Here is a 26,215-nt window from a genome sequence, read left to right as displayed (position 1 = left end):
GCCACTGGGAGAGGGGCGTACATGGGCTGGACGGTCCTCTACATCGCGTTCGGCATCGTCGCGCTGTGGCTGCTGGGCGAGGTGCTGCTGCAGTACAAGGCGCGACTGCGCTGGCGACTGCTGGCCTTCGTCGGGTTCCTCGGCGTCGTCCTCGGTGTCCTGATCCCATCGGTCGTCGTCATCGCGCTGGGCGCGATCGCCTTCGCGGTCGGCCAGACCTACGTCACGCTGTCGTTCCGTCGCGGCTTCGCCGAAGGCTGGGCCTTCCGGCGCGGAGACGCGGAGGAGGGCGAGGGCGCGGACACGGAGGGCGCCCGCGGCTTCCTCCCCAAGCGCCGCCGTGGCAAGGCCGAGCGCCAGGACCCGACCCTCGAGGTCTCCGACCTGCAGACGGCCGAGGCCGGATTCGACGCGGCAGCGCCCTACGGCACCGACGACGTGGCGTTCGGTCAGGACAAGCGCGCCTACGGCGACGACGACTACGACCGCGACGACGTCTTCACGCCCGCCGCCCGGGGCGTCGACCCCACGGCCGCCGAGACCACCTCCGTCTACGAGCCGCAGCCGCTGCCCGACGACACCGGCTCCTACGGCATATACAGCGACGCCGCGTACGCGGCCGCAACCGGCCAGGGGCAGCCGCAGGGCCAGCCCCAGGACCAGTACGCGACGGCCGCGCAGGGCGCGGACCAGAACTACGGGTACGACAACACCTACTCCGGGTACCACCAGCAGCAGTACGGCTATGACGCCACGGGTGAGCAGCAGTACGCCGCCTACTCCGACCCGTACATCGGCACCCAGACCTACGGCGGCGGCTCCTACGACGCCGGCTACGGCCAGCAGCAGTACGGGCAGCAGGGCTACGGCCAGGACCAGTACGGCAACGGCGGTTACGGGGAGACCCCGGCCGGCGGCGTCTGGGTCCCGCAGCAGCGCAACACCGACGACCCGCTCGGCGGCGAATTCCCGCCCGAGCAGCAGCAGTACCCGTACCAGGGCGACGGACAGCAGCCGGGGCAGGGCCAGGGCAACGGCTACGACGAGCAGTATCGGTTCTGACGGCCGCGTTCTCTTAGGAGCCTGCCCGCCGGGCCGGCTTGCCGTGAGCTCACCATGAGCACCGGGGGCTCACTGCGAGCCCCGGAACTCCGGGCCCTCCACGATCAGGCCGGACACCAGCGCGCCCGACATGCCCGCATGCGGGAGTCCGCCGCCCGGGTGCGACCAGCCGCCGACGGTGAACAGGCCCTGCAGTCCCGTGGAGTTGGCGGGATGCAGCAGCCGCCCCCCGGCCGCCGCGAGCGCCGGCGCGGGTACGGCCCCGCCCGCCGCGCCGGTCTCCCGCTCGACGTCGGCGGGAGTGCGCACCTCGCGCCACAGGACGCGGTCCCGCAGGCCGGGAACGGCCCGCTCGGCGGCGGCGAGCAGCGCTTCCACGTGCTCGTCGCGGATCGCCGCACCGGCTGGGACCACGGCAGAGAGCGTGACCGACTCGTGGTCGCCGTCCGGCGCCAGTCGCGCGTCGTCGGGCCGCAGAACCGTGACCGTCGGCTGCGCGGGCACGGACGGCGTCGTACCGAAGAGGCTCTCCAACTCGGCCTCGCGGTCCGCCGTGTGCACCACCGTGCGGTGTGCGGCGCCCTCCGGCCGGGCGCCGCGCAGCGCCAGCAGCACGGTCAGCCGACTCGGCAGGCCCTGCTGGGGCGCGATCTCGCCCTCACCGCGGCCGGGACCACCGGCGATGCTCCCGGGACCACCGGCGACACTGCCGGGACCATGGGCGACGCCGCCGGGACCAGCGGAGACGCTGCCGGGGGCGACCACGAAGTCCGCCTCCGCCAGCGTGCCCCCCGCCAGTTCCACGCCCGCCGCCCGGCCGTCCTTCTCCAGGATCCGAGCGACCTCGGCGTCGAAGACGAACTCGACCCGGCGGGCCAGGCACCGCTCGTACACCGCGCGGGCCAGCTCCCGCATCCCGCCTCGCACGTACCAGGTGCCGAACGCGTGCTCCAGGTACGGCAGGACGGCCGCGCTCGCCGGGGTGACCCGGGGATCGAGGCCGTACGCGAGCGCGTGGCCCTCCAGCAGCGCGGCGAGCCGCGGATCGCGCAGCTCCCAGGCGCCGACCTCGGCGAGGGTGCCCGCCCGGCGGGTGCGCAGCAGGCGCTTGTGGGGGACCGCAGGGTAGGGCTCGTTGTCGGCCAGCACCGACCAGTTCGGCCACAGCGGCTCCTCCAGGAGCGGGCGACGCGTGCGGTCCCAGGCCTCGCGGGCCCGGACCAGGAAGTCGCCCCAACGCTGTCCGGCCTGCGCCCCGAGTGCTTCGTCCAGAGCCGAGACGACGCCCGCGCGCGAGGCGTTCGGCAGCGACACCTCGGTGCCGTCCGCGAACAGGTGCCGGGCGGACGGGTCGACCTGGACCAGCTCGACACAGGCCTCCAGCGGCTCCTTGCCCGTCTTGACGAACAGGTCACGGTAGACGGCGGGGAGGGGGAGCAGCCCGGGACCGGTGTCGAAGCCGAATCCCTCGCGCTCGAAGCGGCGCACCGCTCCGCCGTACGTCCCCGTGCGCTCGTAGACCGTCACCCGGTGGCCCGCCACGGCCAGCCGGGCGGCCGCCGTCAGCGCGCCCATCCCGGCGCCGATCACTGCAATCCCTGCCATGCCTGCGACTTTATCGGCCGCCACCGACAGTCACGCCGTCAGCCCGGTGGGGGCGGCCAGGGGTGCCGGGCCACGCTGCAACGTCCCCGGGACGTCGTCGCTCAGGCCGGCCGCGCCGAAGACGCCGAGGAGCAGCACCACCGCGTAGGCGTTGATGCCGCCGGCCCAGCCGCTGGTGCTGTGTCTTCTGGGGGACATCCCCCAGACCCCCGGCCAAGGGGAGTACGGACACGGACGCGATCGTCACCAGTCGGCCGCGCAGCGTCCTGAGGATGAGTGCGCAGCCCTGAGTACACGTACCTAGGGGGTGAGTTGAGTACGCGCGCGGATGGGGACCGACCTGCGCGAACGGGAGAGTAGAGGCACGGAAAGGGGCGCGGCTCCGGTACCGGCGACACGGGGCGCCGGAACGGAGCGGCCCTCGATCCGCTCCTTCCGCCGACCAGTTCGGCGGGAGCGAGGCACGGGGGGTACCCCGGGGGAACGACCGAACGGGGGAACAACGGGGGGACAGGGGAACGGGGGAGCACGAGGAAGCGCCGGTTCGAGGCGGCCCACGGGGGACGTGGCCACCACGGACCGGCGCTTTCGTGTTCATGTGCACGCGCGTGGACGCTCGTCACGGCGACCCGCCTGACGGGGCGGCTTCCCTAACGGCGACCGCTCACCCGCCCCTGCAGCAGCCGCGACAGCGCCGAGTGGACGTCGTCCAGGGACCGTTCCGGCTGGAAGGCCTGCCAGTCCAGAGCGGCCACCAGGACCATGCCGACCAGCGCCGCCGCGGTCAGCGGCACGTCGAGCTCGTCGCTGAACTCGCCGTTCTCGACGCCCTCGCGCAGCACCGTCTCGACGACGGCCACCGCCTGCTGCCGGACCACCATGAGCGTGGACTGCCAGGCCCGGTTGGTACGCCACAGCTCGGCCACGTAGAGCTGGGTGAAGGACGGGTAGCGGTCGATGAAGACGAGGCCCGCGCGGATCATCGCGTCCAGCGCGTCGACCTTGTCGCCGCCCTCCCGTGCCGTGCGCTCGGCCGCCTCCCGCAGCGAGGCGGTGAGGAGGCCCACGCCGTGCCTCAGCAACTCCTCGAAGAGGACCGACTTGCTCGCGAAGTTGTAGTAGACCGTGCCCTTCGCGACGCCGGCCCGTTCGGCGATCTCGTCCACCGTGGTCGCGGAGAAGCCCTGTTCGGCGATGAGTGTGACGGCGGCTTCGTAGAGCTTCTGCCGGGTGGCCTCGCGGCGGGTGCGGCCGCCCGGGGTGGTGCTGCTTTCCATGGTCCTGATTGTCACAGGAACCCGGCCCCCGGGGCGCCCGATCTTCACAGGCTCAGTTCCGGGTGCAGCCGGTCCAGCGTCCACACCTGGCGGCGGCGCGCCGACAGGGCGGTCAGCGCGAGCGCGCCCGCGGTGAACGCGACGAGCACCACGCACGCGTGCCACACCGGTCCCAGGCCGCCGCCGGTGATGAGCCTGCGGAGCGCCTCGACCACGTAACTCATCGGCAGGTAGGGGTGGATCGCGTTGAAGAAGTCCGGGCTGGTCTGCACGGGATAGGTGCCGCCCGCGGACGTCAACTGCAGCATCAGCAGCGCGAGGACGAGAATCCGCCCCGCCGCTCCGAAGCGCGCGTTGAGCCACTGCACGAGGGCCGCGAAGCACGCCGTCACCAGGAACAGGAAGCCCACCGTGCCGGCCGCCCGCGCCGGCTGAAGGCCGATCGCCCAGTGCAGCACGGCCATCAGAGCCGTCGTCTGCAGCAGCCCGATCGCGACCACCGGCAGCCAGCCCGCCAGCGCGATCCGCCACGCCGAGCCGCCCGTGGCGAGCGCGCGCCGGTTCATCGGCGCGATCAGCATGTACGCCACCATCGCGCCCACCCACAGCGACAGCGGGATGAAGTACGGGGCGAAGCCGGTGCCGTAGTTGGGCGCCTTGTGCAGGTCCTGGGAGGCGAGCCGCACGGGGTCGGCCATGACCGCGGTGCGTGCGTCGCGCTGCTGCTCGTCGTAGTCGGGGATCTGCTCGACGCCGTCGTGCAGACCGTCGGCGAGCTTGCCGGAGCCGTCGGAGAGCTTGAACATGCCGCCGTTGAGGTCCTCGGCGCCCGTCTCCAGCTTGCCGACGCCCTCGTCCAGGTCGACGGAACCCGTCTTGGCCGTGCCGAGCCCGGTGTTCAGCTTCTTGGCGCCCTTGGCGACCTTCCCGGCGCCCGTGTTCAGCGCGTTGACCTTGGTCACGGCGTCGGCGAGGTCCTCGGAGAGATGCGGGGCGCTGTCGGCGAGCGACTGCGCCTGCGTCTGGAGGGCGGCGAGGTTCGTGCTGAGCGTCGTCAGGTCGCCGTCCTGGTCGGCGATCAGCGTGTTGACGTCGTCGGCGACCTTCGCCACGTCGGCGGCCGCGTCCTTGGCCTTCTCCAGGTCGGCGCACGCGGGGTCGGGCAGCACCTGCTCCTCGCAGCGCGCCTTGTGGACGGCGGCGAGGGTGTCCGAGGCCGTGTGGGCGCCCTCGGCGGCGGTCGGGGCCGCCTTCACCAGGGTCGCGAGGTTGTCGCGGATCACCTTGGCGGAGTCGGCGACCAGTTGGGCGGTGTCCCCGATGCTCTTCTCGTTGTCCTTCAGGAAGGGCCCCACCGCGGCGGAGAACCCGTTGACCTTGTCGGCGAGCGCCTGGGTGCCGTCCGCGACGCTCTGCGAGCCGTCCTGAAGGCTGTCGGCGCCCGTGTCGAGCTTCTCCAGGCCCTTCGCCAGCTTGCCGCTGCCGTCCTTGGCGTCGGTCAGCCCGTCGGCGAGGTCCTTGGAGCCCTTCTCGGCCTTCCCGACGCCGTCCTCGAGGTCGTCGGCCCCGTCGGCGGCCTCGGCGGTCGCGCCGTGGATGTCGGAGAACGAGACGAAGATCTTGTCCAGGAAGGACCGTGAGGCCTTCGTGGAGGCGGCCGTGCGCACCTCGCTGAAGACCGTCCGCGAGATCTGCCCGACGATGTAGTTGTTCGCGTCGTTCGTGCGCACCTGAAGGGCGCTCGTCTCGGGGGAGTCGCCCGAACTGGAGGCGATCCGCCTGCTGAAGTCGGCCGGCATGGTGAGCGACAGGTAGTACGTGCCGTCCTCCACGCCCGCGCGTGCCTCGGCGTCGCTCACCTCGTGCCAGTCGAAGACCTCGCTGTCGCGCAGGCCCTCGGTGATCTCGTCCCCGGCGGTGATCCGCTGTCCGTCGGCGGTCGCTCCGCGGTCGTCGTTCACCAGCGCCACGGGGATGCGGTCGAGCCTGCCGTACGGGTCCCAGAAGGACCACAGGTACAGCGCGCCGTACAGCAGGGGCAGCAGCAGGAGTGCGACGAGGGCGGCCCGGGGGAGCTTGCCCCGGCCGAAGCGCCGCAGCTCAAGCGCGGCCAGTCTCGGCGAGCGCATGCGCCGTCTCCTCTTCGTGCTCGGTATCGGCCTCTTCCGGGGCCTCGGTGGACGTGCCGGCATCCGCGTCCGCATCCGTGTCCGCGCGCGTGGAGACGGCGACCGTGGCCGTGTTCTCGGGGGCCTCGGCGCACACCGCGAGGACCGTCGTCCCCGCCTCGGCGAGGGACTTGAGCAGCGCCCAGACCTCCGCCCGCTCGGCCTGCGTCAGCTTCAGGTCGACGTCGTCGACGCCGAGCAGTGCGGGGCGCCCGACGAGCGCCAGCGCCACGGACAGCCGCAGGGCCTCGAGGCGCTCCAGGTCGCGGACGGCGGTCCGCGAGCCCTTGGGCAGGGCCTCGCGGTCGAGTCCGGCGGCGGTGAGCGCGGTGTCGATGCGCAGCTTCGTCTGCGCCGTCCGCTCCGCGCGCGGGCGCAGCAACTCCCGTACGGAGTCGCCGAACCGCCGTTGCAGCAGCGCCCGTTCGCGCAGGTGCTCGCCGACGGTCAGGGCCGGGTCCAGGTCGGTCACCCCGGCGACGTGCGCGAGCGCGCCGACCCGACGTACGGCCGCCAGCTGCTTGGGCAGCCGCGCTCCGCCCACGGTCGCCGTCCCCTCGGTGGCCTTCATCCTTCCGGTGAGCGCGAGCAGCAGGCTCGTCCGGCCGGAGCCGGAGGGCCCCTCGACCGCGATCAGCGAGCCCGGCCCCGCGTCGACGCCGATGCCTCGGAACGCCCATCCGCGAGGGCCTCGGAGCCCGAAGCCGTCGGCGGTCACACCGACTCCGTCCACAGGTCCCCCTGAGTTGGAACTTTTGAACTGACTGGTCAGTGCAAAAACTAGCCCGAACCTTCGATCGAAGCAAAAGGCCAGGTCAGAACGGATTGTCAGTGGCATACCGCACGATGAGCACATACGGCACCCCCGTATCGGGGCATGCCGTCACACAGACGACAGGAGGTTCGTCATGGCCACCCACCACGCAGCCGCCGCAAACCGGCGCCGCGCCACCGGCCCTGCACCCTCACTGACCGGCCCGGCGAGCGATGTGCACCCCGTGCTCCGTCGCACCACGGCCCCGCCCGCCGCCCTCGACCTGCTCGCCCAGGCCCGCGCCGGGCTGGAAGAGGCGGCCGTCCTCGAAACCCCCAACGAGCGCTACGCCACGGCCCATCTCGCGGCCCTGCGCACCGCCGCGGCCGTGCTCGCCGCCCGGGGGCGCCCGGATGCCTCGCCCCGTCGGCGGGCCCGTATCCGGAGCGCCTGGGAAGTGCTCCCCGAGATAGCGCCCGAACTCACCGAGTGGAGCGCGCTGTTCGCCTCCGGGGCCCGGCGTCGCGCCCGGGCCGAAGCGGGCATCCAGGGCGCCGCCACCCGCCGGGACGCCGACGACCTGATACGCGACGTGGCGATGTTCCTCCGCCTCGTCGAACGCATGCTGGTACTCCAGCCGGTCCTGCCCCAGCCCCGCCAGGAGGGGGACGCCCCGGACGGCTCCCACCCGAACCGCGACCTGCCGAACCGCGACCTTCCGGACGCGGGCTGACGTGCCCGGCCGGACACCGGCTGACGGCCGGGGCGACCCGGGCGACCCGGTGTACCGCCGGGATCGGGCAAGGCGTCGGAGGCAATAGGGTGGAAGTCGCCTGAAGCCTTCCCTCCGCCCGCCCGCCCGTCGCCTTCCCGGCCGGGCCGGGCCGGTCGGGGTCGGGGAGGCAGCCCGTTCGCTCCGCCCCGTGAGGGGCGGTGCCGCGCCGAGGAGTCAACTGCCGTGTCGGACCCGATGCGACCCCGCGCCTCTCTCCGTACCGCCGTGGTCTGGGAGGTCCTCCAGGACGCCCTCGAACGCCGGGTCAAGGCGACCGGCCGTGAGTCGCTGGACGTCCTCGACACCGGAGGCGGCAGCGGCAACTTCGCCGTGCCCGTCGCCCTTCTCGGGCACCGGGTCACCGTCGTCGACCCCAGCCCCAACGCGCTGTTCGCCCTGGAGCGCCGCACCGCCGAGGCCGGCGTCGCCGACCGGGTGAAGGGCGTCCAGGGCGATGCCCACGGCCTCTTCGACGTCGTCGAGCGCGGCGGCTACGACGCCGTCCTGTGCCACGGCGTCCTGGAGTACGTCGACGACCCGGCCGAGGGCGTCCGCAACGCGGTGGCCGCGCTGCGCTCCGAAGGCGTCCTCAGCCTCCTCGCCGCCGGCCTCGGCGGAGCCGTGCTCGCGCGCGCTCTCGCCGGCCACTTCAAGGAGGCCCGGCAGGCCCTCACCGGTCCGGACGGGCGCTGGGGCTCCGGCGACCCCGTGCCGCGCCGCTTCACCGCCGATCAGCTCACCGCCCTGGTCGAGGGCGCGGGTCTGCGGGTCGGCGCCGTGCACGGTGTGCGGATCTTCGCCGACCTCGTCCCCGGCGTCCTCGTGGACACCGAGCCCGGCGCCCTGGAGGCCCTCCTCAAGCTGGAGGAGGCCGCCGCCGAACTCCCCGCCTTCCACTCCGTCGCCACCCAGCTTCATGTGCTCGGGGAGACGCAGGGGACCGACGGGAGCTGAGCGCCTCCCGAGGCGCACCGCTGATCAGGGCCTTGGCTGCGGATGGAGTACGCCACAGGCCCCCCGTTCGGGCGCAGCGCGCCGTATGATCGAGGGAGACCGCCCGGCATGACGGGTCGGCTGTCGGGGAATGGACACCTCAGCAGCCGGGACGTCCATGACGGGCTCCGGTTGGCCAATTGGCGTAGAGGGGCGGGTTTCACGGGGGCGATTCCCTGCCTATCCTGAAGGGACCCCCCGGGTCGCCCCGGCGACTGCACGATGAGGAGGACTCCGTGCCGCTCTCGGAGCACGAGCAGCGCATGCTCGAGCAGATGGAGCGAGCGCTGTACGCCGAAGATCCCAAGTTCGCGTCGGCGCTCGAGGGAAGCGGGCTGCGTACGTACACCCGGCGGCGGGTCTACCAGGCGGTCGCTGGCTTCCTCGTGGGAATCGCGCTCCTCATGGCCGGTATGGTCGCCAAACAGGTCTGGCTGAGCGTGGTGGGCTTCCTCGTCATGCTGGGCTGCGCGGTGCTCGCAGTGACCGGCTGGCGCAAGGCTCCCAAGCCGGGTGAACAACCCGCGGCGGGAACCGGAGCCCCGGGCGCCCGGCCCGCCCGCGGTCAGACTCGGCAGAAGCGCTCGATGATGGACCGGATCGAACAGCGCTGGCAGCGCCGCCGTGACGAACAGGGCGGCCACTGACACCACCCACACACGAACAACGATGAGGGGGCGACCACCCGGCCGGGTGGTCGCCCCCTCAGGCGTTTGTTCATCGAGGGCGTTCGCTCCTCGAGCGTTGTCGCGCAGACGCTGTCGCCCGGGCATCGCCGCCCAGGCATCGCCGCTCGGGCCTTGCCGCTCGGGCGTCGGGGCCCCGCAGCCGACGCTCTTCGGCCATTCTCGGACGGCCGTTCCGCGTCGGCTGCACCTCCTCAGCCGCTCTGCTCCTCAGCCGCTCTGCTGGCCCGACGGTCGGCGTACCAGAGTGGTCAGACGGGCCGTCCAGGACGCCTTGAGGGCCGTCCAGCGGTCGGAGAGGTCCCAGACCGCGCGGATGGCCGAACGCGGCGCCACGACGGCCCGCACGCGCGTACGCCAGCCGACCCTCTCCCGCAGGGCCGCCCGCACCGCGCGGACCTCGTCGGCCAGCCCGGTCTCGGCCCTGGGCTCCGGCGCGTACAGCACCTGTTCCACGGCGCCGGCGACCCGGTGCACCGATCGGGCCACCGTGTCGTCCAACTCGCCGATCCGGACGATCCGTGCCGCCGCCCGCCGCGGGGTCAGCGCCTCGTCCGGCTCGATGCCGTAGTCCCAGGCCGTGTCGGTGAGCTCGCGCCACACCGCCAGGACATGTCCGGCGGCCGCCGTACCGGCTTCCTGCGGCGGCACGTCCAGCAGCACCGCCGGACCGCCGGAGTCGTCCGCCTGCCGGCCCGGGGGCGCCCCGGCCGCCGCGGAGTGCTGGGCGGACGCCAGACGCACCGAACGCCGTCTCAGCCGCCACAGCATCGGCAGCAGGGGCACGGCGAGCGCCGCGAAGCCCAGCAGCGTCCAGCCGGCGAGCTGGTACCAGGGGGCGCCGCCGCCGTCCTGCTCGGTCGGGTCCAGCGGCAGCGCGCCCGCGCAGCCCTCGAGCTTCTTGTCGTCCGCCGAGCAGCTGGTGCTCGCCGAGGGCTCGGTCGACGGCGCGGCGTCCGCCGAGCGCGTGGCCTGCGGCAGCTCGGGGAGGGCGTCGCCCGAGGTCTCCGGGAGCGTGTAGGTGGGCGTCGTGCCACGGGTCGGGGTCGGCTCGAAGCGGGTCCAGCCGACGCCCTCGAAGTACAGCTCGGGCCAGGCGTGCGCGTCCTTCAGGCCGACCGCCACCGAGCCGTCCGCCTGCGGGGAACCCGGCGCGAAGCCCACCGCGACCCGCGCCGGTATGCCCAGCGTGCGGGCCATCGCCGCCATCGCGAAGGAGAAGTGCACGCAGAAGCCCTGCTTGTCCCGCAGGAAGCGGGCGATCGCGCCTGGACCGCTGCCGACCTCGACCTCGGTGTCGTACTCGAAGCCGCCCGTCACCGCGAAGTAGTCCTGGAGCTTGACCGCCTTCTCGTAGTCGCTCGTGGCGCCCTTGGTGATCTCTTCGGCCCGCTGGGCCACCACCGCCGGCAGGGAGTCCGGGACCTTCGTGAAGTCACGCTCGATCGAGCCGGGCGGCTTGGGAGCCGAGGCCAGCTGCTCCGCCGTCGGCTGCACGTCGAGGCTGGTCACCTGGTACGTCTTGCCGCTGGTGTTCTGGCCGTGGTCGCCGACCAGGGTCATGCCGACCGGCTCGTACCGCCAGTTGCCGTTGATCTGCACGCCGCTGGGCGGGTACGGCATCGGCAGCCAGTCCTGGGAGTACCCCTCGGCGGCCGCGATCCGGGTCGTGATCTCCGTGCGCTTCACGGTGGCGCCCAGCCCGGTGGGCGAGGGGAAGTCGTCCGGCACGGCGACGATGTGGCGCTTGGACGGCTTCCAGGTGGTGCCGTCGAAGTCGTCCAGGGACACGATCCGCAGGTACATGTCCGAGATGTTGCTGGTGTTGGTGCGCAGGGTCAGGACCGTGCGGTCCTCGTCCACGTTCAGGCTGTCGCGCAGGGACACCAGCGGGTTCACCGCGGAGATCGTGCCCCCGCTGCCGTTGCCCGCGCCCACGCCTGCGCCCGCCCCGTCCAGCAGGCCGCCCTGTATCGCCGGCAGGGGCAGCAGCGGCACCACGAGGGCGACGCCCAGCGCGGCCACGCCGATGCGCCGGCCGGTGCGCACCGGGGCCACCGGACCGGGCTGCTCGCCCGGGCCACGCGGGGCCCCGCCGAAGACCCGGCCCCACTGGGAGAGCCGCTCCCTACCCTCGGCGAGCAGCAGCAGCAGATAGCCCGCGGCGGCGACCAGGAACCACAGCCAGTCGGCCGCCCCGTCCGACAGGCCCGCGGCGACCGAGTACAGCGCCAGCAGCGGCAGGCCGGCCGGCGCGGCGTTGCGGTACGTCACCGCCAGGGTGTCCACGGCCAGGCCGATCACCAGCACCCCGCCGATCACCATCAGCCGGATGCCGTCGGACAGCGGGGCCGGGATCGCGTACCGCCCCACGTCGTCGGCGCCCGTCTGGAGCAGGTCGCCGAAGTGGCGGAAGGCCTCCGGGCCGGGTACGACGCCGGCGAAGGCGTGCTCCCGGGCGAAGACCAGGGTCAGCAGCACCAGCGTGACCAGGGCCTGGACGGCCACGGTCAGCGGCCGGGCCAACGGCACCCGCCGGGTCGCCACGCCCACCCCGCACTGGATCGCCAGCAGAAACGCCGCCTGGAGCAGCCACGTCGCCGGTTCCACCAGGGGCAGCAGGGCGCACGACGCCATCAGCGTCGCCGCCGCGGAGCACAGCGTCAGTCGAGCCCGCCCGCTCATGATCTTCCCTCCCCGCCGCTCGCCCCGCTCGCGGCCACCATGCCCGCCCCGTCGCGGTCCGCCTGGCGCCACAGCTCGTTCAGCGAAGCGCCCCGCGGCACGCTCACGGCCGTCCAGCCCGCCTCGCGCAGCATCCGCAGCCGCTCCTCCTGCCTGTTCATCGGATCGGGCACGGCGTTCGGTTCACGCACCCAGCTGTCGCCGTCCAGCAGGAAGGCGACCGCGCCTCCGCTGCGCTGGCGCATCTTCGCGGCCACCGCCGCCTGCTCCTCGTCGAGATCGCCGAGGAAGGCCACCAGCAGCCCCTCGTTGCCGCCGCGCAGCACGTCGTACGACCGGGACAGGCCTGTGCCGTCGGAGTGGTCGACCACCGCGAGGGTGTCCATCATCAGCCCGGCCGCGTCCGCCGACTCCTGGCTCGGTCCGGCGAACCCGTCGGAGCCCTCGCCCGGCACCGAGTCGCCCGTGTCCGTCAGCAGCCGTACGGAGAAGCCCCGCTCCAGCATGTGCACCAGCACGGACGCAGCGCCCGAGACCGCCCACTCGAAGGCGGCGTCCGGGCCGGCGCCCTGGTAGGCCAGGGCCCGGGTGTCCAGGAGCACCGTGCAGCGTGAGCGCTGGGGCTGCTCCTCGCGGCGCACCATCAGCTCGCCGTAGCGGGCGGTGAGGCGCCAGTGCACGCGGCGCAGGTCGTCGCCGTAGCGGTAGCCGCGCGGTATCACGTCGTCCTCGCCGGCCAGGGCCAGCGAGCGCTGCCGTCCGTCGCCGTAGCCCTTGGCCTCGCCGGTGAGGCGGACCGGGGGCAGCGGTTCCACGCGCGGTATCACCGTCAGAGTGTCGAACGTGGAGAAGGCCCTGGTGAGCTCGCACATGCCGAACGGGTCGCTCAGGCGCAGCTGGAGCGGGCCCAGCGGGTAGCGGCCGCGCAGGTCGGAACGGACCCGGTAGGACACCTCGCGGCGGCCGCCCGCCTCGACCCGGTCCAGGACGAAGCGGGGCCGCGGGCCGAGGACGTAGGGCACCTTGTCCTGGAGCATCAGCAGGCCGGTGGGCAGCCGGGAGACGTTGTCCATCCGCAGATGGACGCGGGCCTCGCTGCCGGCGGGCACACGCGCGGGGGCGAGCCGGCGGCTGCCGGCGACCCGGTAGCGGGTGCGGTAGACGACGGCCGCGCAGATCAGCGGCAGGGCGGCCAGCAGCAGCCCGACCCGCAGCAGGTCGGGCTGGCCGAGCACATAGGCGCAGATGGCGGCCGCGATGCCGGCGGCCAGGAAGGAACGGCCGCGGGTGGTCAGACCGGCCAGGGCCGTGCGCGCGCCGCCCTTGTCGCTCGGCTCGCCCCGGGCGGTGGACGGCTGTCCGGCCGCCCCGGTCGTCATCACAGCCTCCGCGACTGCTGCTGGCCGTACGCCTGCGTGCCGTGGCCCAGCCCGTACCCGTGCTGCTGGGGGGAGGAGGGCACCGGGGTGCGCTGGATGATCTCCTCGACGACCTGCTCCGCCGTGCGGCGGTTGAGCTGGGCCTGCGCGGTGGGCAGCAGCCGGTGGGCCAGGACGGCCACGGCGAGGTTCTGCACGTCGTCCGGCAGTGCGTAGTCCCGGCCGCTGAGGGCCGCCGTCGCTTTCGCCGCGCGCACCAGATGCAGCGTCGCGCGCGGGGAGGCGCCGAGTCTGAGATCGGGGTGGGTGCGCGTGGCGGAGACCAGGTCGACCGCGTAGCGGCGCACGGATTCGGCGACGTGGACCCCGCGGACGGCGTCGATCAGCTTGACGATCTCGTGTGCGTGCGCGACCGGCTGGAGGTCGTCCAGGGGGCTGATCCCGCCGTGGACGTCGAGCATCTGCAGCTCGGCCTCGGGGCTCGGGTAGCCGATGGAGACGCGGGCCATGAAGCGGTCGCGCTGGGCCTCGGGCAGCGGGTAGGTGCCCTCCATCTCGACCGGGTTCTGCGTGGCCACCACCATGAACGGGCTGGGCAGCTCGTAGGTCTGCCCGTCGATGGTGACCTGACCCTCCTCCAGCGACTCCAGAAGCGCCGACTGCGTCTTCGGCGAGGCGCGGTTGATCTCGTCGCCGATCACGATCTGCGAGAAGATCGCGCCCGGCTTGAACTCGAACTCCCGGCGCTGCTGGTCCCAGATGGACACCCCGGTGATGTCCGAGGGCAACAGGTCGGGCGTGAACTGGATCCGGCGCACCGAGCAGTCGATGGACTTCGCCAGCGCCTTGGCGAGCATCGTCTTGCCGACGCCCGGCACGTCCTCGATCAGCAGATGCCCCTCGGCGAGGAGCACGGTCAGCGAAAGCCGTACGACCTCGGGCTTGCCCTCGATCACTCCCTCCACCGAACTGCGGACACGCTCCACAGTGGCGGTCAGATCTGTGAGGCTCGCTCGCTCGTCATAGGTCGTCACCCGGCCCTCCTCGGCCCAAAACTTTCTCCGGGCCGTCGCTCTGTGCGGCAAACCGGCCCACCCCGAATCACGGACGCCACTCGCGAACTGCTCAGCGCGACGTCACACCCGCATTCTTGCTGCCGTTACCGATTCGTGTCACTCGCCTGTGGACAACTGTCCGCGATATGTCGGTGTTATGACCATTTGGGCATCCCGGAGGCGGAAATCAACAGCGAAACGACAGTGAACGACACCGCCCGTGAGCGGTTACGCGGGGTTTCGGTAGCGGTTACGCGGGGTCGATCTCGCGCAGCAGGCCCGTCTTCACGTCGAACACGAAGCCGCGCACATCGTCGGCGTGCACCAGGAACGGCGAGGTGCGCACCCGCTGCATCGACTGCCGGACGTCCTGGTCGACGTCCCGGAAGGCCTCCACCGCCCAGGCCGGACGCTGGCCGACCTCCATCTCCAGCTCGGTGCGGAAGTCCTCGGTGATCGCCTCCAGACCGCAGCCGGTGTGGTGGATGAGAACGATGCTGCGCGTGCCCAGCTTGCGCTGGCTGATGGTGAGCGAGCGGATCACGTCGTCGGTGACCACACCGCCCGCGTTACGGATCGTGTGACAGTCGCCGAGCTCCAGGCCGAGCGCCGCGTGCAGGTCGAGCCGGGCGTCCATGCAGGCCACGACCGCGACGTGCAGAACGGGGCGGGCGTCCATGCCGGGGTCGGAGAAGGCGGCGGCATACCGCGCGTTCGCCTCCACCAGGCGGTCGGTCACGGTGCCGCCGCGTATGGCGCCCTCGGACTCGGTGGGTACGGATGCGGAAGTCGTCATATCCATGACGGTACTGGTCACGGCCGTTCCGGTCCTGGTGTGAGAAGGGAAAAAGAGCGTCATCACGTCCCGTTTGTGAGGTAAGCCACAAGGGTGCGGGAGGGGCGCGCGCGCCGGGCCGCGCCGCGCAGGCCGGTTGATTGACCGCGAGACAGCGTGGACTAAAGTGACGCGAAGCGGGAGGCGACGATCTCCCTGCTGGACTGAACTTCCCCGCGTGCCGCGGCAGGCCTTCCCCATACGAGAGGGCGGGGACCCGGCGGTGCGTCTTCCCGCCGGATCTGAGAGGGCCCCTTGAGCCAGAGTCGACACGTCCCGGTGATGCTCCAGCGGTGCCTGGACCTGTTGGCCCCCGCGCTCCAGGAACCGGGAGCGGTGGTCGTCGACTGCACGCTCGGTCTCGGCGGGCACAGCGAGGCCCTGTTGACACAGTTCCCCGAGGCCAGGCTCGTCGCCCTCGACCGGGACAAGGAGGCCCTGCGCCTGTCCGGTGAGCGCCTCGCCCCCTTCGGCGAGCGCGCCACCCTCGTGCACGCCGTCTACGACGAGCTCCCCGAGGTACTGGACCGGCTCGGCATCGCGCGCGTGCAGGGCGTGCTGTTCGACCTCGGCGTCTCCTCCATGCAGCTCGACGAGGCCGACCGCGGCTTCGCCTACGCCCAGGACGCCCCGCTCGACATGCGCATGGACCAGACGACCGGCGTCAGCGCCGCCGAGGTCCTCAACACCTACCCGCCCGGTGAACTCGTCCGGATCCTGCGGGCGTACGGCGAGGAGAAGCAGGCCAAGCGGATCGTCTCCGCGATCGTGCGCGAGCGCGGCCAGGAGCCGTTCACCAACAGCGCCCGGCTCGTCGCGCTGATCCGGGACGCGCTTCCGCAGGCCGCCAAGCGCACCGGCGGCAACCCCGCCAAGCGCACCTTCCAGGCGCTGCGCATCGAGGTCAACGGCGAACTCTCCGTCCTGGAGCGGGCGATCCCGGCCGCGGTGCAGTCGATCGCCGTGGGCGGGCGGATCGCCGTCCTGTCGTATCACTCGCTCGAAGACCGGCTGGTCAAGCAGGTGTTCGCGGCCGGCGCCGCCAACACCGCACCGCCCGGGCTGCCGGTCGTCCCCGAGCGTTACCAGCCGCGACTCAAGCTGCTCACCCGTGGTGCCGAACTTCCCACCGAGGAAGAGGTCGCCGAGAACCGGCGCGCCGCCCCGGCGCGGCTGCGCGGGGCCGAGCGAATCAGGGAGTCCATCGAATGACGGGCGTGAGCCGAGGGTCCGGAATTCCACCTGGGGGAGGGCGTGTGGCCAGGAAACCCGAGTTGAAGGGGAGGGCCGCCCGGCTCGCGCGGCTCTTCCCGGCCGGCCCACGGCAGGCGGCCCGCACGCCGTTCGTCCTCCTCGTGGTCCTCCTCCTCGGCGGCGGTCTCATCGGACTGCTCGTGCTGAACTCCGCCCTGAGCGAGGGCTCGTTCAAGATGGACGACCTCCAGAAGGACACCAAGAGCCTCACCGACGAGGAGCAGGCCCTCCAGCGGGACATCGACTCCTACTCGGCCCCCGACGCCCTCCAGCGCCGCGCACGCGAACTGGGCATGGTCCCGGGCGGAGACCCGGCCTTCCTGAACCCCGACGGCAGTGTGAAGGGCGTTCCGTCGCCCGCCGCCCGGCAGTCCGTGCCGGACGCTCCCGTCGTCGTACGGCCGCCCGAGGCCGTCCTGTTCTCCCAGACGATCGAGTCCTCGACGACGCCCGGGCCGAGCGCCTCGCCCGTACCCGACGACTCACCCGTACCCGGCGCCGATCCGGTACCGAGCGACTCTCCCGTACCGGACCCGGCCGCCCTCGCCCCGACCGCAGCCGACCCCGAGACCCCCGGCAGGTGACGGAAGTGTCCGACAGGGAACAGCCGCGCCGGCGCGTGCCCGGCCCCGCCCGGCCCTCCCGCCCCGCGTCCGCGCAGCGGCGCCCGGGGCCCGGCGCCCGCCCGGCCCGCCGCCCGTCGGCGCCCGCCCCCCGCGCCGCCGCGCCGCGCGTCATCCGGCTCGGCAGCCCCCGGCCCCGGCTGCGCATGGTCGGCCTGGCGCTGACGCTGGTGCTCCTCGCCTTCGTCGTCCGCCTCCTGCAGGTGCAGGCCGTGGACGCGAGCACCTATACCGCCAAGGCCGAGCAGAACCGGTACGTCGGCCAGGTGCTGGCCGCCGAGCGCGGCGAGATCACCGACCGCACCGGCGTGGCCTTCGCGACCAGCGAGGACGCCTACGACATCACGGCCGACCCGACGATGTTCACCCGCGCGCAGTTGAAGATCGACGACGGACCCGAGCGGGCGGCCGCCCTCCTCGCGCCGATCCTCGGCCAGGAGCAGTCCGCGCTCGTCACGAAGCTGCGGCCCAAGGACAAGGACCTGCGCTACGTCAAGCTCGCCGGGCGGCAGACCCCGCAGGTCTGGAAGCAGATCAGGGATCTGAGGTCCGCACTCTCCGACAAGGCGGAGACGGACCGCAGCACGGTCAACGTCCTCGCCGGCCTCTTCGCGGTGCCCAGCAGCAAGCGCGTGTACCCCAACGGCGAGCTCGCCGCCGGGATACTGGGCTGGGTCAACGCCGACGGCAAGGGCGGCGGCGGCATCGAGCAGCAGCTGAACGCGACCCTGGCCGGCAAGGACGGCAAGATCCGCTACGCCCAGTCCGGCGGCCGTCAGGTGCCCACCGCGGGCTCCACCGAGACCCCGGCGGTGCCCGGCTCCGACGTCGAGCTGACGATCGACCGCGACATCCAGTGGGCCGCGCAGAACGCCATCACCGAGCAGGTGGAGGAGTCCAAGGCGGACCGCGGCTACGTCATCGTCCAGGACACGCAGACCGGCGAGATCCTCGCCATGGCCAACTCGCCGGGCTTCGACCCCAACGACCTCTCCCAGGCCAACTCGGCGGACCTGGGCAACCCGTCCGTCCAGGACGCCTACGAGCCCGGCTCGACCGCCAAGGTCATGTCGATGGCCGCCGTCCTGGAGGAGAACGCCGCCACCCCGCTGACGCACGTCACCGTGCCCAACCGGCTGCACCGCGGCGACCGGCTCTTCCAGGACGACATCGACCACGCCACCTGGTACCTCACGCTCAACGGCGTGCTCGCCAAGTCCAGCAACATCGGCACCATCCTGGCCACCGGCCAGCTCGGCAAGACGCAGCCCCGGGCCAACCAGGTCCTCTACTCCTACCTGCACAGGTTCGGCATCGGCAGCCACACCGGGCTCGGTTTCCCCGGTGAGACCAAGGGCATCCTCGCCGCGCCCGACAAGTGGTCGACCTCGCAGCAGTACACGATCCCCTTCGGCCAGGGCATGTCCCTCAACGCGCTCCAGGCGGCCTCCGTGTACTCGACGATCGCCAACGGCGGGGTCCGCGTGGAGCCCACCCTGGTGCGCGGCACCAAGGGACCGGACGGCCGCTTCACCCCCGCCGAGGCTCCCGCGAAGAGCCGGGTCGTCAGCCAGAAGACGGCGAAGACCCTCGCCCAGATGCTGGAGTCGGTGGTGGACGACGAGGAGGGCACGGGCGGCAAGGCGCGCATCCCCGGCTACCGCGTCGCGGGCAAGACAGGTACCGCCAACCGCGTGGATCCGGCCACCGGCACCTACAAGGGCTACACCTCGTCGTTCGCCGGGTTCGCGCCCGCCGACAACCCCCGGGTCACCGTGTACTGCGCCATCCAGAACGCCACCCAGGGCAGCTACTTCGGCGGCCAGATCTGCGGTCCCGTCTTCAAGCAGGTCATGGAGTTCGCCCTGAAGACCCTGCAGGTCCCGCCGACCGGCGCGAAGGCCCCGAACCTCCCGGTCTCCTTCTCGCCCTGACCGCCCAGTCCTCGACCGCCCAGCCCTGACCGCCCCGTCCGCCCACGACCCCCGTCCGCCACTGTTCAGCGCCGAGCAAGCCAGGAACCAAGCCCGTGACCATGATCACTCCCGACCCCGGGAACCACGTACTGCCCGCATCGCCGCCCGCGCCCCCGTCTTCGCCCTCGCTTGGCCCGCGGGCGGGTGCGCCCGGTACGCTCACCGCCGTGCCACACGCTGATCAGTCCCGAACCACCCAGAAGGGCGCTTCCGTGACATATCCGGGACCGCCGCGACCGGCCCAGGTCTCCGCCACACCCCTCGCGGAGCTCGCCGATCAGCTGGGCGCCGAGCAGCCGCGGAGTGTCGCCGTCGAGGTCACGGGCATCACCCACGACTCGCGCGCGGTCCGCCCCGGCGACCTGTACGCCGCCCTCCCGGGCGCCCGTCTGCACGGCGCCGACTTCGTCGCGCAGGCCGCGGGCCTCGGCGCGGTCGCCGTGCTGACCGACCCCACCGGCGCCGAACGCGCCGCCGCGACCGGCCTGCCGGTCCTGGTGGTCGACGACCCGCGCGGTCGGATGGGCGAGCTGGCGGCCACGATCTACGGCCGGCCGGGCCGCGAACTGCTCCAGATCGGCATCACCGGCACCTCCGGCAAGACCACCACCGCGTACCTCGTCGAGGGCGGGCTGAAGCCGCTCCGGTCCACCGGGCTCATCGGCACCGTCGAGACGCGCATCGGCGAGACGCGCATCAAGTCCGAGCGCACCACCCCCGAGGCCACCGACCTCCAGGCCCTGTTCGCCGTCATGCGCGAGCGCGGTGTCGAGGCGGTCGCCATGGAGGTCTCCAGCCACGCCCTGGTCCTCGGCCGGGTCGACGGCTGCGTCTTCGACGTCGCCGTGTTCAACAACCTCAGCCCGGAGCACATGGAGTTCCACTCCGACATGGAGGACTACTTCCGGGCCAAGGCGCAGCTGTTCACACCGCAACGCAGCAAACTCGGTGTGGTCAACCTCGACGACGAGTACGGGCGCAGGCTCGCGGAGGAGGCCACGGTCCCGGTCGTCACCTTCTCCGCCGAGGGCCACCCGGACGCCGACTGGCGCGCCGTCGACGTCGAGATCGGCCCCATGGACTCGACGTTCGCCGTCGTGGGCCCCGACGGCGTGCGGGTCGCCGCCAAGGCGCCGCTGCCCGGCTCCTTCAACGTGGCGAACACCCTCGCCGCGATCGTCTCCCTCGCCGCCGCCGGCATCGACGCGCAGACCGCCGCCGACGGCGTCGCCGCCGTGCCGGGCGTGCCGGGCCGGTTGGAGCGGGTGGACGCCGGGCAGCCCTACCTCGCGGTCGTCGACTACGCCCACAAGACGGACGCCGTCGAATCGGTCCTCAGAGCGCTGCGCAAGGTCACCAAGGGGCGGCTGCACGTCGTCCTCGGCTGCGGCGGCGACCGGGACCGCACCAAGCGGGCCCCGATGGGCGCCGCGGCGGCCCGGCTCGCCGACACCGCCGTGCTGACCTCCGACAACCCCCGCTCCGAGGACCCCCTCGCGATCCTCGCGACCATGCTCGAGGGCGCGGCGTCCGTGCCCGCGCACGAGCGCGGCGAGGTCCTCCTGTTCGAGGACCGGGCCGCCGCGATCGCCGCGGTCGTCGCCCGCGCGCACGCCGGGGACACCGTGCTGGTCGCGGGCAAGGGCCATGAGCAGGGCCAGGACATCGCCGGCGTCGTCCGTCCGTTCGACGACCGCCAGGTGCTTCGCGAAGCTATCCAGCAGACCCAGGGATGAACTTGTGATCGCCCTCTCCCTCGCCGAGATCGCAGCAGTCGTCGGCGGGCAGACGCACGACATACCGGATCCCTCCGTGGAGGTCACCGGACCGGTCGTCCGGGACTCCCGCGAGGTGGAGCCCGGCAGCCTCTTCGTAGCCTTCGTGGGCGAACGGGTGGACGGCCACGACTACGCGGCCGCGGTCGTCGAGGCGGGTGCGGCGGCCGTGTTGGCCTCGCGCCCGGTCGGCGTTCCCGCGATCGTCGTGGACGACGTCCAGACGGCGCTCGGCGCCCTCGCCCGACACGTCGTGCACAAGCTCGGCGCGACCCTCGTCGCGCTCACCGGCTCGGCCGGCAAGACCAGCACCAAGGACCTCATCGCCCAGGTGCTGAGGCGCAAGGCGCCGACCGTCTTCACGCCCGGCTCGCTCAACAACGAGATCGGGCTGCCGCTGACGGCCCTGTCCGCCACCGAGGAGACCAAGTTCCTCGTGCTGGAGATGGGCGCCCGCGGGATCGGCCACATCCGCTACCTCGCCGATCTGACACCGCCGAGGATCGGCCTCGTGCTGAACGTCGGCACCGCCCACATCGGCGAGTTCGGCGGCCGCGAACAGATCGCACAGGCAAAGGGCGAGCTCGTCGAGAGCCTGCCACCGGAAAGCGACGGCGGCACGGCGATCCTCAACGCCGACGACCCGTTGGTCCGGGCCATGGCCTCCCGTACGAAGGCGAAGGTGGTCTTTTTCGGAGAGTCCGGCGAAGCGGACGTACGGGCCGAGAACGTGCGACTCACGGACAGCGGACAGCCTGCCTTCAGCCTTCACACACCCTCCGGGTGCAGCGACGTGACCATGCGCCTGTACGGTGAGCACCACGTGTCGAACGCGCTCGCCGCGGCCGCCGTCGCTCATGAGCTGGGCATGTCCGCGGAAGAGATCGCCACCGCACTCTCCGAGGCGGGCTCCCTCTCCCGCTGGCGGATGGAGGTCACCGAGCGCCCGGACGGCGTGACGATCGTCAACGACGCCTACAACGCGAACCCCGAGTCCATGCGAGCCGCTCTGCGCGCGCTCGCGGCCATGGGCAAGGGGCGGCGGACCTGGGCGGTGCTCGGCAAGATGGCCGAGCTCGGGGACGAGGCGCTCGCCGAGCACGACGCGGTCGGACGGCTCGCCGTCCGGCTCAATGTCGGCAAGCTCGTCGCGGTCGGGGGCAGAGAAGCCGCCTGGCTGCAATTGGGCGCATATAACGAGGGTTCGTGGGGTGAGGAGTCGGTGCACGTGTCCGACGCACAGGCGGCGGTCGACCTGTTGCGCAGCGAGTTGCGCCCGGGGGACGTCGTGCTCGTGAAGGCGTCCCGTTCGGTCGGCCTCGAGAGCGTCGCGCAGGCGCTGCTCGCGACCGGCGCCGAGGGTGAGGTCGCCACCCGATGATGAATCAGATCCTGTTCGCGGGTGTCATCGGCCTCTTCCTGACGCTGGTCGGCACACCGCTGCTGATCAAGCTGCTGGCCCGCAAGGGCTACGGCCAGTACATCCGCGACGACGGCCCGCGCGAGCACGCCAGCAAGCGCGGTACGCCGACGATGGGCGGTATCGCGTTCATCTTCGCGACGGTCGCCGCGTACTTCCTGTCCAAGGTCATCTCGGGCAAGCCGCCGACCTACTCGGGTCTGCTGGTGCTCGGCCTGATGTGCGGCATGGGCCTGGTCGGTTTCCTCGACGACTACATCAAGATCGTCAAGCGGCGTTCGCTGGGTCTGCGGGCCAAGGCGAAGATGGCCGGCCAGCTGATCGTCGGCATCGCCTTCGCGGTGCTCTCGCTGCAGTTCTCCGACTCGCGCGGCAACACCCCGGCCTCCACGAAGCTGTCGTTCATCACGGACTTCGGCTGGACGATCGGCCCGGTGCTGTTCGTCGTCTGGGCGCTGTTCATGATTCTCGCGATGTCCAACGGCGTGAACCTGACGGACGGTCTGGACGGCCTCGCCACCGGCGCCTCCGTCCTCGTCTTCGGCGCGTACACGTTCATCGGCGTCTGGCAGTTCCAGGAGTCCTGCGCCAACGGCGAGACCCTGACCAACCCCAACGCCTGTTACGAGGTGCGCGATCCGCTGGACCTCGCGGTCATCGCCTCCGCGCTGATGGGCGCCTGCCTCGGCTTCCTGTGGTGGAACACGTCACCGGCCAAGATCTTCATGGGCGACACCGGTTCGCTGGCGCTCGGCGGTGTGCTCGCGGGCCTCGCGATCTGCTCCCGCACCGAGCTGCTCATCGCGCTCCTGGGCGGACTGTTCGTCCTCATCACCATGTCGGTGGTCATCCAGGTCGGCTCCTTCAAGCTCACCGGCAAGCGGGTCTTCCGGATGGCGCCACTGCAGCATCACTTCGAACTCAAGGGCTGGTCCGAAGTCCTTGTCGTGGTCCGCTTTTGGATCATCCAGGGCATCTGTGTGATCGTCGGACTGGGTCTCTTCTACGCGGGATGGGCAGCAGAAAAGTGACCGACTGGCAGGGGAAGAACGTCACCGTCGCCGGGCTCGGCGTCTCCGGCATCCCGGCGGCCAAGGTGCTGCACGGGCTCGGCGCGAAGGTCACGGTCGTCAACGACGGCGACGACGCACGCGCGCGTGAACAGGCCGCCGAGCTGCAGGCCCTGGGCGTCACCGTGCGCCTCGGCGACGGGGCGACCCTGCCCGCAGGCACCGAACTCATCGTCACCGCACCCGGCTGGAAGCCCGACAAGCCGCTCTTCACCGCGGCACGCGAAGCCGGCGTGCCGGTCTGGGGCGACGTCGAACTCGCCTGGCGGCTGCGGGGACCCGACGCGGCTCCCTGGCTGTGCGTCACCGGCACCAACGGCAAGACGACCACCACCCAGATGCTGACGTCGATCCTGAAGGCGGCAGGCCTGCGCACGGCCGCCGTCGGCAACATCGGCGTCTCGCTGCTGGACGCGGTGCTCGGCGAGGAGCAGTACGACGTCCTCGCCGTGGAACTCTCCAGCTACCAGCTGCACTGGGCGCCCTCCCTGCGCGCCCACTCGGCCGCCGTCCTCAACCTCGCCCCCGACCACCTCGACTGGCACGGCTCCATGGAGGCGTACGCCAAGGACAAGGGGCGCGTCTACGAGGGCAACCGGGTCGCCTGCGTCTACAACGTCGCCGACAAGGCCACCGAGGACCTGGTGCGCGAGGCGGACGTCGAGGAGGGCTGCCGGGCCGTCGGCTTCACCCTGGCCGCGCCCGCGCCCTCCCAACTCGGTGTCGTGGACGGCATCCTGGTCGACCGTGCCTTCGTCGAGAACCGGCAGAAGAACGCCCAGGAGCTCGCCTCGGTCTCCGACGTCAACCCGCCCGCCCCGCACAACATCGCCAACGCCCTTGCCGCGGCGGCCCTCGCCCGTGCCTTCGGGGTGCCCGCCAAGGCCGTCCGGGACGGTCTGCGGGCCTTCACCCCGGACGCCCACCGCATCGCCCATGTGACGGACCTGGACGGCGTCGCGTACATCGACGACTCCAAGGCGACCAACACGCATGCGGCGGAAGCCTCGTTGGCGGCCTACGAGTCGATCGTCTGGATCGCGGGCGGACTGGCCAAGGGCGCGACCTTCGACGAGCTCGTCGCCAAGTCGGCGAAGCGACTTCGCGGGGTCGTGCTCATCGGCGCCGATCGCGCCCTGATCCGAGAAGCCCTGGCGCGACACGCCCCGGAAGTACCCGTCGTCGACGTCGAACGGACCGACACTGGGGCGATGCTCGCGGCTGTCCAGGAGGCTCGGCGCCTCGCCGTCGAAGGCGACACCGTGCTCCTCGCCCCGGCCTGCGCCTCGATGGACATGTTCGCCAACTACAACCAGCGCGGTGACGCGTTCGCAGCAGCGGTCAGCGAACTCGGCGCCTGACCCGGCCGCCGCCTGCCGGGCGACCTTGGGAGGGACGCGTGGGACCGTCAGGGCCGACATGCAGCGGACGAGCCGTGTGCAGCGGAGCACCCGATGCCCGGTAGCCGCACCGGGCGTCCGCCCGTCCAGCGGACCGTCCGGGGAGCCTCCGCGACCGCCCGGCCGCGCCGTGACAACCCGCTGCGACGCCTGTACACGCGTGCCCGCAAGGCCTGGGACCGGCCGCTGACCGCCTACTACCTGATCTTCGGCGGCAGCCTGCTGATCACCGTGCTGGGCCTTGTGATGGTCTACTCGGCCTCCCAGATCACCGCGCTGCAGATGTCGCTGCCGGGTTCCTTCTTCTTCCGCAAGCAGTTCCTGGCCGCCTCCATCGGCGGCGTGCTGCTGCTGGTCGCGTCCCGGATGCCGGTGAAGCTGCACCGCGCTCTGGCCTACCCGATCCTGGCCGGCGCCGTCTTCATGATGGCGCTGGTGCAGGTGCCGGGGATAGGGATGTCGGTCAACGGCAACCAGAACTGGATCTCGCTCGGCGGCTCCTTCCAGATCCAGCCCAGCGAGTTCGGCAAGCTCGCGCTGGTGCTGTGGGGCGCCGATCTGCTCGCCCGCAAGCAGGACAGGAAGCTGCTGGCCCAGTGGAAGCACATGCTGGTGCCGCTGGTGCCGGTCGCCTTTCTGCTGCTCGGTCTGATCATGCTCGGCGGTGACATGGGCACGGCGATCATCCTGACGGCGATCCTGTTCGGCCTGCTGTGGCTGGCGGGGGCGCCCACCCGGCTGTTCGCCGGGGTGCTCGCGGTCGCCGCCACGATCGGCGTGATCCTCATCAAGACCAGCCCGAACCGCATGGCCCGGCTGAAGTGCATCGGCGCGACCGACCCCGGTCCGGGCGACGCCTGCTGGCAGGCCGTGCACGGGATCTACGCCCTGGCCTCCGGCGGGATCTTCGGCTCGGGACTCGGGGCGAGTGTGGAGAAATGGGGGCAACTCCCCGAAGCGCACACCGACTTCATCTTCGCCGTGACCGGTGAGGAACTGGGCCTCGCGGGGACGCTGTCGGTACTCGCCCTCTTCGCGGCTCTAGGCTATGCGGGTATCCGCGTGGCCGGACGCACGGAGGACCCCTTCGTGAGGTATGCCGCGGGAGGCGTGACCACGTGGATCACCGCTCAGGCGGTGATCAACATCGGTGCGGTGCTCGGCCTGCTGCCGATCGCCGGCGTGCCCCTCCCGCTGTTCTCCTACGGGGGCTCCGCCCTGCTGCCGACCATGTTCGCCATCGGGCTGCTGATCGCCTTCGCACGCGACGAGCCCGCTGCGCGGGCGGCGCTTGCGATGCGCCACCCCCGTTTTGGTAGAAAGCGGGGGACCGGGAGCTCTGCGTTCGTTCGGAGCCCCCGGAGATGGAACACGATGCGACGGCGTGCCTCGGCGGCGCGCCCGTCCGGAGAGCGGTGAATTT

At 72.1% G+C, this 26,215-nt stretch carries 21 protein-coding genes; 12 read left to right on the top strand and 9 right to left on the bottom strand.

Features of this window, described 5'->3' with window-relative positions; genetic code table 11:
* Positions 1–21 precede the first annotated feature (21 nt).
* Complete coding sequence (locus ABZ725_RS39040) at positions 22–1,062, top strand: hypothetical protein (protein ID WP_358807141.1); 1,041 nt, start codon at positions 22–24, stop codon at positions 1,060–1,062.
* A 69-nt stretch (positions 1,063–1,131) separates the two neighbouring features.
* Here the strand turns inward: ABZ725_RS39040 and ABZ725_RS39035 are convergent, their stop codons facing one another.
* The 5 genes from ABZ725_RS39035 to ABZ725_RS39015 form a co-directional block, all read right to left on the bottom strand.
* Positions 1,132–2,667: an NAD(P)/FAD-dependent oxidoreductase gene (locus tag ABZ725_RS39035; protein ID WP_358807140.1), complete on the bottom strand. Its 1,536-nt coding sequence runs from the start codon at positions 2,665–2,667 to the stop codon at positions 1,132–1,134.
* A gap of 30 nt (positions 2,668–2,697) precedes the next feature.
* Positions 2,698–2,865 carry a hypothetical protein gene (locus ABZ725_RS39030; RefSeq protein WP_358807139.1) on the bottom strand — a complete coding sequence of 56 codons (168 nt, stop codon included), beginning with the start codon at positions 2,863–2,865 and terminating at the stop codon, positions 2,698–2,700.
* A 452-nt stretch (positions 2,866–3,317) separates the two neighbouring features.
* The gene (locus tag ABZ725_RS39025; protein WP_358807138.1) at positions 3,318–3,944 is read right to left on the bottom strand and encodes a TetR/AcrR family transcriptional regulator; all 627 of its coding nucleotides are present in this window, start codon (positions 3,942–3,944) and stop codon (positions 3,318–3,320) included.
* Positions 3,945–3,988: 44 nt separating this feature from the next.
* Entirely contained in the window at positions 3,989–6,073 is a 2,085-nt protein-coding gene (locus tag ABZ725_RS39020; RefSeq protein ID WP_358807137.1) for a YhgE/Pip domain-containing protein, read from the bottom strand.
* Positions 6,045–6,845 carry an ATP-binding cassette domain-containing protein gene (locus ABZ725_RS39015; RefSeq protein ID WP_358807136.1) on the bottom strand — a complete coding sequence of 267 codons (801 nt, stop codon included), beginning with the start codon at positions 6,843–6,845 and terminating at the stop codon, positions 6,045–6,047. Before ABZ725_RS39015 ends, ABZ725_RS39020 begins: the two co-directional genes overlap by 29 nt.
* A 175-nt stretch (positions 6,846–7,020) precedes the next feature.
* Here ABZ725_RS39015 and ABZ725_RS39010 point away from each other — a divergent pair, with 175 nt between their 5' ends.
* The 3 genes from ABZ725_RS39010 (at position 7,021) to ABZ725_RS39000 (ending at position 9,281) form a co-directional block, all read left to right on the top strand.
* The gene (locus ABZ725_RS39010) at positions 7,021–7,599 is read left to right on the top strand and encodes an SAV_6107 family HEPN domain-containing protein (RefSeq protein WP_358807135.1); all 579 of its coding nucleotides are present in this window, start codon (positions 7,021–7,023) and stop codon (positions 7,597–7,599) included.
* A gap of 225 nt (positions 7,600–7,824) precedes the next feature.
* Complete coding sequence (locus ABZ725_RS39005; RefSeq protein WP_358807134.1) at positions 7,825–8,595, top strand: methyltransferase; 771 nt, start codon at positions 7,825–7,827, stop codon at positions 8,593–8,595.
* 275 nt (positions 8,596–8,870) lie between these two features.
* Positions 8,871–9,281 (top strand): DUF3040 domain-containing protein, encoded by a 411-nt coding sequence (locus tag ABZ725_RS39000; RefSeq protein ID WP_358807133.1) that lies wholly within the window; start codon positions 8,871–8,873, stop codon positions 9,279–9,281.
* 249 nt (positions 9,282–9,530) lie between these two features.
* Here the strand turns inward: ABZ725_RS39000 and ABZ725_RS38995 are convergent, their stop codons facing one another.
* From ABZ725_RS38995 to ABZ725_RS38980, 4 genes are all read right to left on the bottom strand, one after another.
* Entirely contained in the window at positions 9,531–12,005 is a 2,475-nt protein-coding gene (locus ABZ725_RS38995; protein WP_358807132.1) for a DUF3488 and transglutaminase-like domain-containing protein, read from the bottom strand.
* The gene (locus ABZ725_RS38990) at positions 12,002–13,384 is read right to left on the bottom strand and encodes a DUF58 domain-containing protein (protein ID WP_358807131.1); all 1,383 of its coding nucleotides are present in this window, start codon (positions 13,382–13,384) and stop codon (positions 12,002–12,004) included. Before ABZ725_RS38990 ends, ABZ725_RS38995 begins: the two co-directional genes overlap by 4 nt.
* Complete coding sequence (locus ABZ725_RS38985; RefSeq protein WP_358807130.1) at positions 13,384–14,418, bottom strand: MoxR family ATPase; 1,035 nt, start codon at positions 14,416–14,418, stop codon at positions 13,384–13,386. Before ABZ725_RS38985 ends, ABZ725_RS38990 begins: the two co-directional genes overlap by 1 nt.
* 271 nt (positions 14,419–14,689) lie before the next feature.
* The gene (locus ABZ725_RS38980) at positions 14,690–15,235 is read right to left on the bottom strand and encodes a carbonic anhydrase (protein ID WP_351911006.1); all 546 of its coding nucleotides are present in this window, start codon (positions 15,233–15,235) and stop codon (positions 14,690–14,692) included.
* A gap of 294 nt (positions 15,236–15,529) precedes the next feature.
* On the opposite strand from ABZ725_RS38980, the gene rsmH reads away from it, so the two are divergent.
* The 8 genes from rsmH to ftsW all read left to right on the top strand — a co-directional run bounded on the left by rsmH (position 15,530) and on the right by ftsW (position 26,211).
* Positions 15,530–16,486, top strand: a complete 957-nt coding sequence (gene rsmH, locus ABZ725_RS38975; protein WP_351911005.1) for a 16S rRNA (cytosine(1402)-N(4))-methyltransferase RsmH — start codon at positions 15,530–15,532, stop codon at positions 16,484–16,486.
* Between the two features lie 44 nt (positions 16,487–16,530).
* Entirely contained in the window at positions 16,531–17,112 is a 582-nt protein-coding gene (locus tag ABZ725_RS38970) for a septum formation initiator family protein (RefSeq protein WP_358807129.1), read from the top strand.
* A gap of 5 nt (positions 17,113–17,117) precedes the next feature.
* Positions 17,118–19,085, top strand: a complete 1,968-nt coding sequence (locus ABZ725_RS38965; RefSeq protein WP_358807128.1) for a penicillin-binding protein 2 — start codon at positions 17,118–17,120, stop codon at positions 19,083–19,085.
* Between the two features lie 254 nt (positions 19,086–19,339).
* Positions 19,340–20,863 carry a UDP-N-acetylmuramoyl-L-alanyl-D-glutamate--2,6-diaminopimelate ligase gene (locus ABZ725_RS38960; protein WP_358807127.1) on the top strand — a complete coding sequence of 508 codons (1,524 nt, stop codon included), beginning with the start codon at positions 19,340–19,342 and terminating at the stop codon, positions 20,861–20,863.
* 4 nt (positions 20,864–20,867) lie between these two features.
* On the top strand, positions 20,868–22,283 hold the full coding sequence (gene murF, locus ABZ725_RS38955; protein WP_358807126.1) for a UDP-N-acetylmuramoyl-tripeptide--D-alanyl-D-alanine ligase: 1,416 nt from the start codon (positions 20,868–20,870) through the stop codon (positions 22,281–22,283).
* Positions 22,280–23,353: a phospho-N-acetylmuramoyl-pentapeptide-transferase gene (gene mraY / locus ABZ725_RS38950; protein ID WP_358807125.1), complete on the top strand. Its 1,074-nt coding sequence runs from the start codon at positions 22,280–22,282 to the stop codon at positions 23,351–23,353. The genes murF and mraY overlap by 4 nt, the downstream gene beginning before the upstream one ends.
* Entirely contained in the window at positions 23,335–24,753 is a 1,419-nt protein-coding gene (murD, locus tag ABZ725_RS38945; RefSeq protein ID WP_358807124.1) for a UDP-N-acetylmuramoyl-L-alanine--D-glutamate ligase, read from the top strand. Before mraY ends, murD begins: the two co-directional genes overlap by 19 nt.
* 93 nt (positions 24,754–24,846) lie before the next feature.
* The gene (gene ftsW / locus ABZ725_RS38940) at positions 24,847–26,211 is read left to right on the top strand and encodes a putative lipid II flippase FtsW (RefSeq protein WP_358807123.1); all 1,365 of its coding nucleotides are present in this window, start codon (positions 24,847–24,849) and stop codon (positions 26,209–26,211) included.
* Positions 26,212–26,215: the final 4 nt, after the last annotated feature.

This window comes from Streptomyces sp. NPDC006872 (assembly GCF_040635845.1).
Classification (GTDB): domain Bacteria; phylum Actinomycetota; class Actinomycetes; order Streptomycetales; family Streptomycetaceae; genus Streptomyces.
This window is presented reverse-complemented; position numbering and strand designations above follow the sequence as displayed.

What these genes read in the sequence shown, in the direction of transcription:
- ABZ725_RS39040 (WP_358807141.1), top strand. Translation starts at nt 22, where the DNA reads ATGGGCTGGACGGTCCTCTACATCGCGTTCGGCATCGTCGCGCTGTGG.
- ABZ725_RS39035 (WP_358807140.1), bottom strand. Translation starts at nt 2,667, where the DNA reads ATGGCAGGGATTGCAGTGATCGGCGCCGGGATGGGCGCGCTGACGGCG.
- ABZ725_RS39030 (WP_358807139.1), bottom strand. Translation starts at nt 2,865, where the DNA reads ATGTCCCCCAGAAGACACAGCACCAGCGGCTGGGCCGGCGGCATCAAC.
- ABZ725_RS39025 (WP_358807138.1), bottom strand. Translation starts at nt 3,944, where the DNA reads ATGGAAAGCAGCACCACCCCGGGCGGCCGCACCCGCCGCGAGGCCACC.
- ABZ725_RS39020 (WP_358807137.1), bottom strand. Translation starts at nt 6,073, where the DNA reads ATGCGCTCGCCGAGACTGGCCGCGCTTGAGCTGCGGCGCTTCGGCCGG.
- ABZ725_RS39010 (WP_358807135.1), top strand. Translation starts at nt 7,021, where the DNA reads ATGGCCACCCACCACGCAGCCGCCGCAAACCGGCGCCGCGCCACCGGC.
- ABZ725_RS38995 (WP_358807132.1), bottom strand. Translation starts at nt 12,005, where the DNA reads ATGAGCGGGCGGGCTCGACTGACGCTGTGCTCCGCGGCGGCGACGCTG.
- ABZ725_RS38990 (WP_358807131.1), bottom strand. Translation starts at nt 13,384, where the DNA reads ATGACGACCGGGGCGGCCGGACAGCCGTCCACCGCCCGGGGCGAGCCG.
- ABZ725_RS38980 (WP_351911006.1), bottom strand. Translation starts at nt 15,235, where the DNA reads ATGACGACTTCCGCATCCGTACCCACCGAGTCCGAGGGCGCCATACGC.
- mraY (WP_358807125.1), top strand. Translation starts at nt 22,280, where the DNA reads ATGATGAATCAGATCCTGTTCGCGGGTGTCATCGGCCTCTTCCTGACG.
- murD (WP_358807124.1), top strand. Translation starts at nt 23,335, where the DNA reads ATGGGCAGCAGAAAAGTGACCGACTGGCAGGGGAAGAACGTCACCGTC.
- ftsW (WP_358807123.1), top strand. Translation starts at nt 24,847, where the DNA reads ATGCCCGGTAGCCGCACCGGGCGTCCGCCCGTCCAGCGGACCGTCCGG.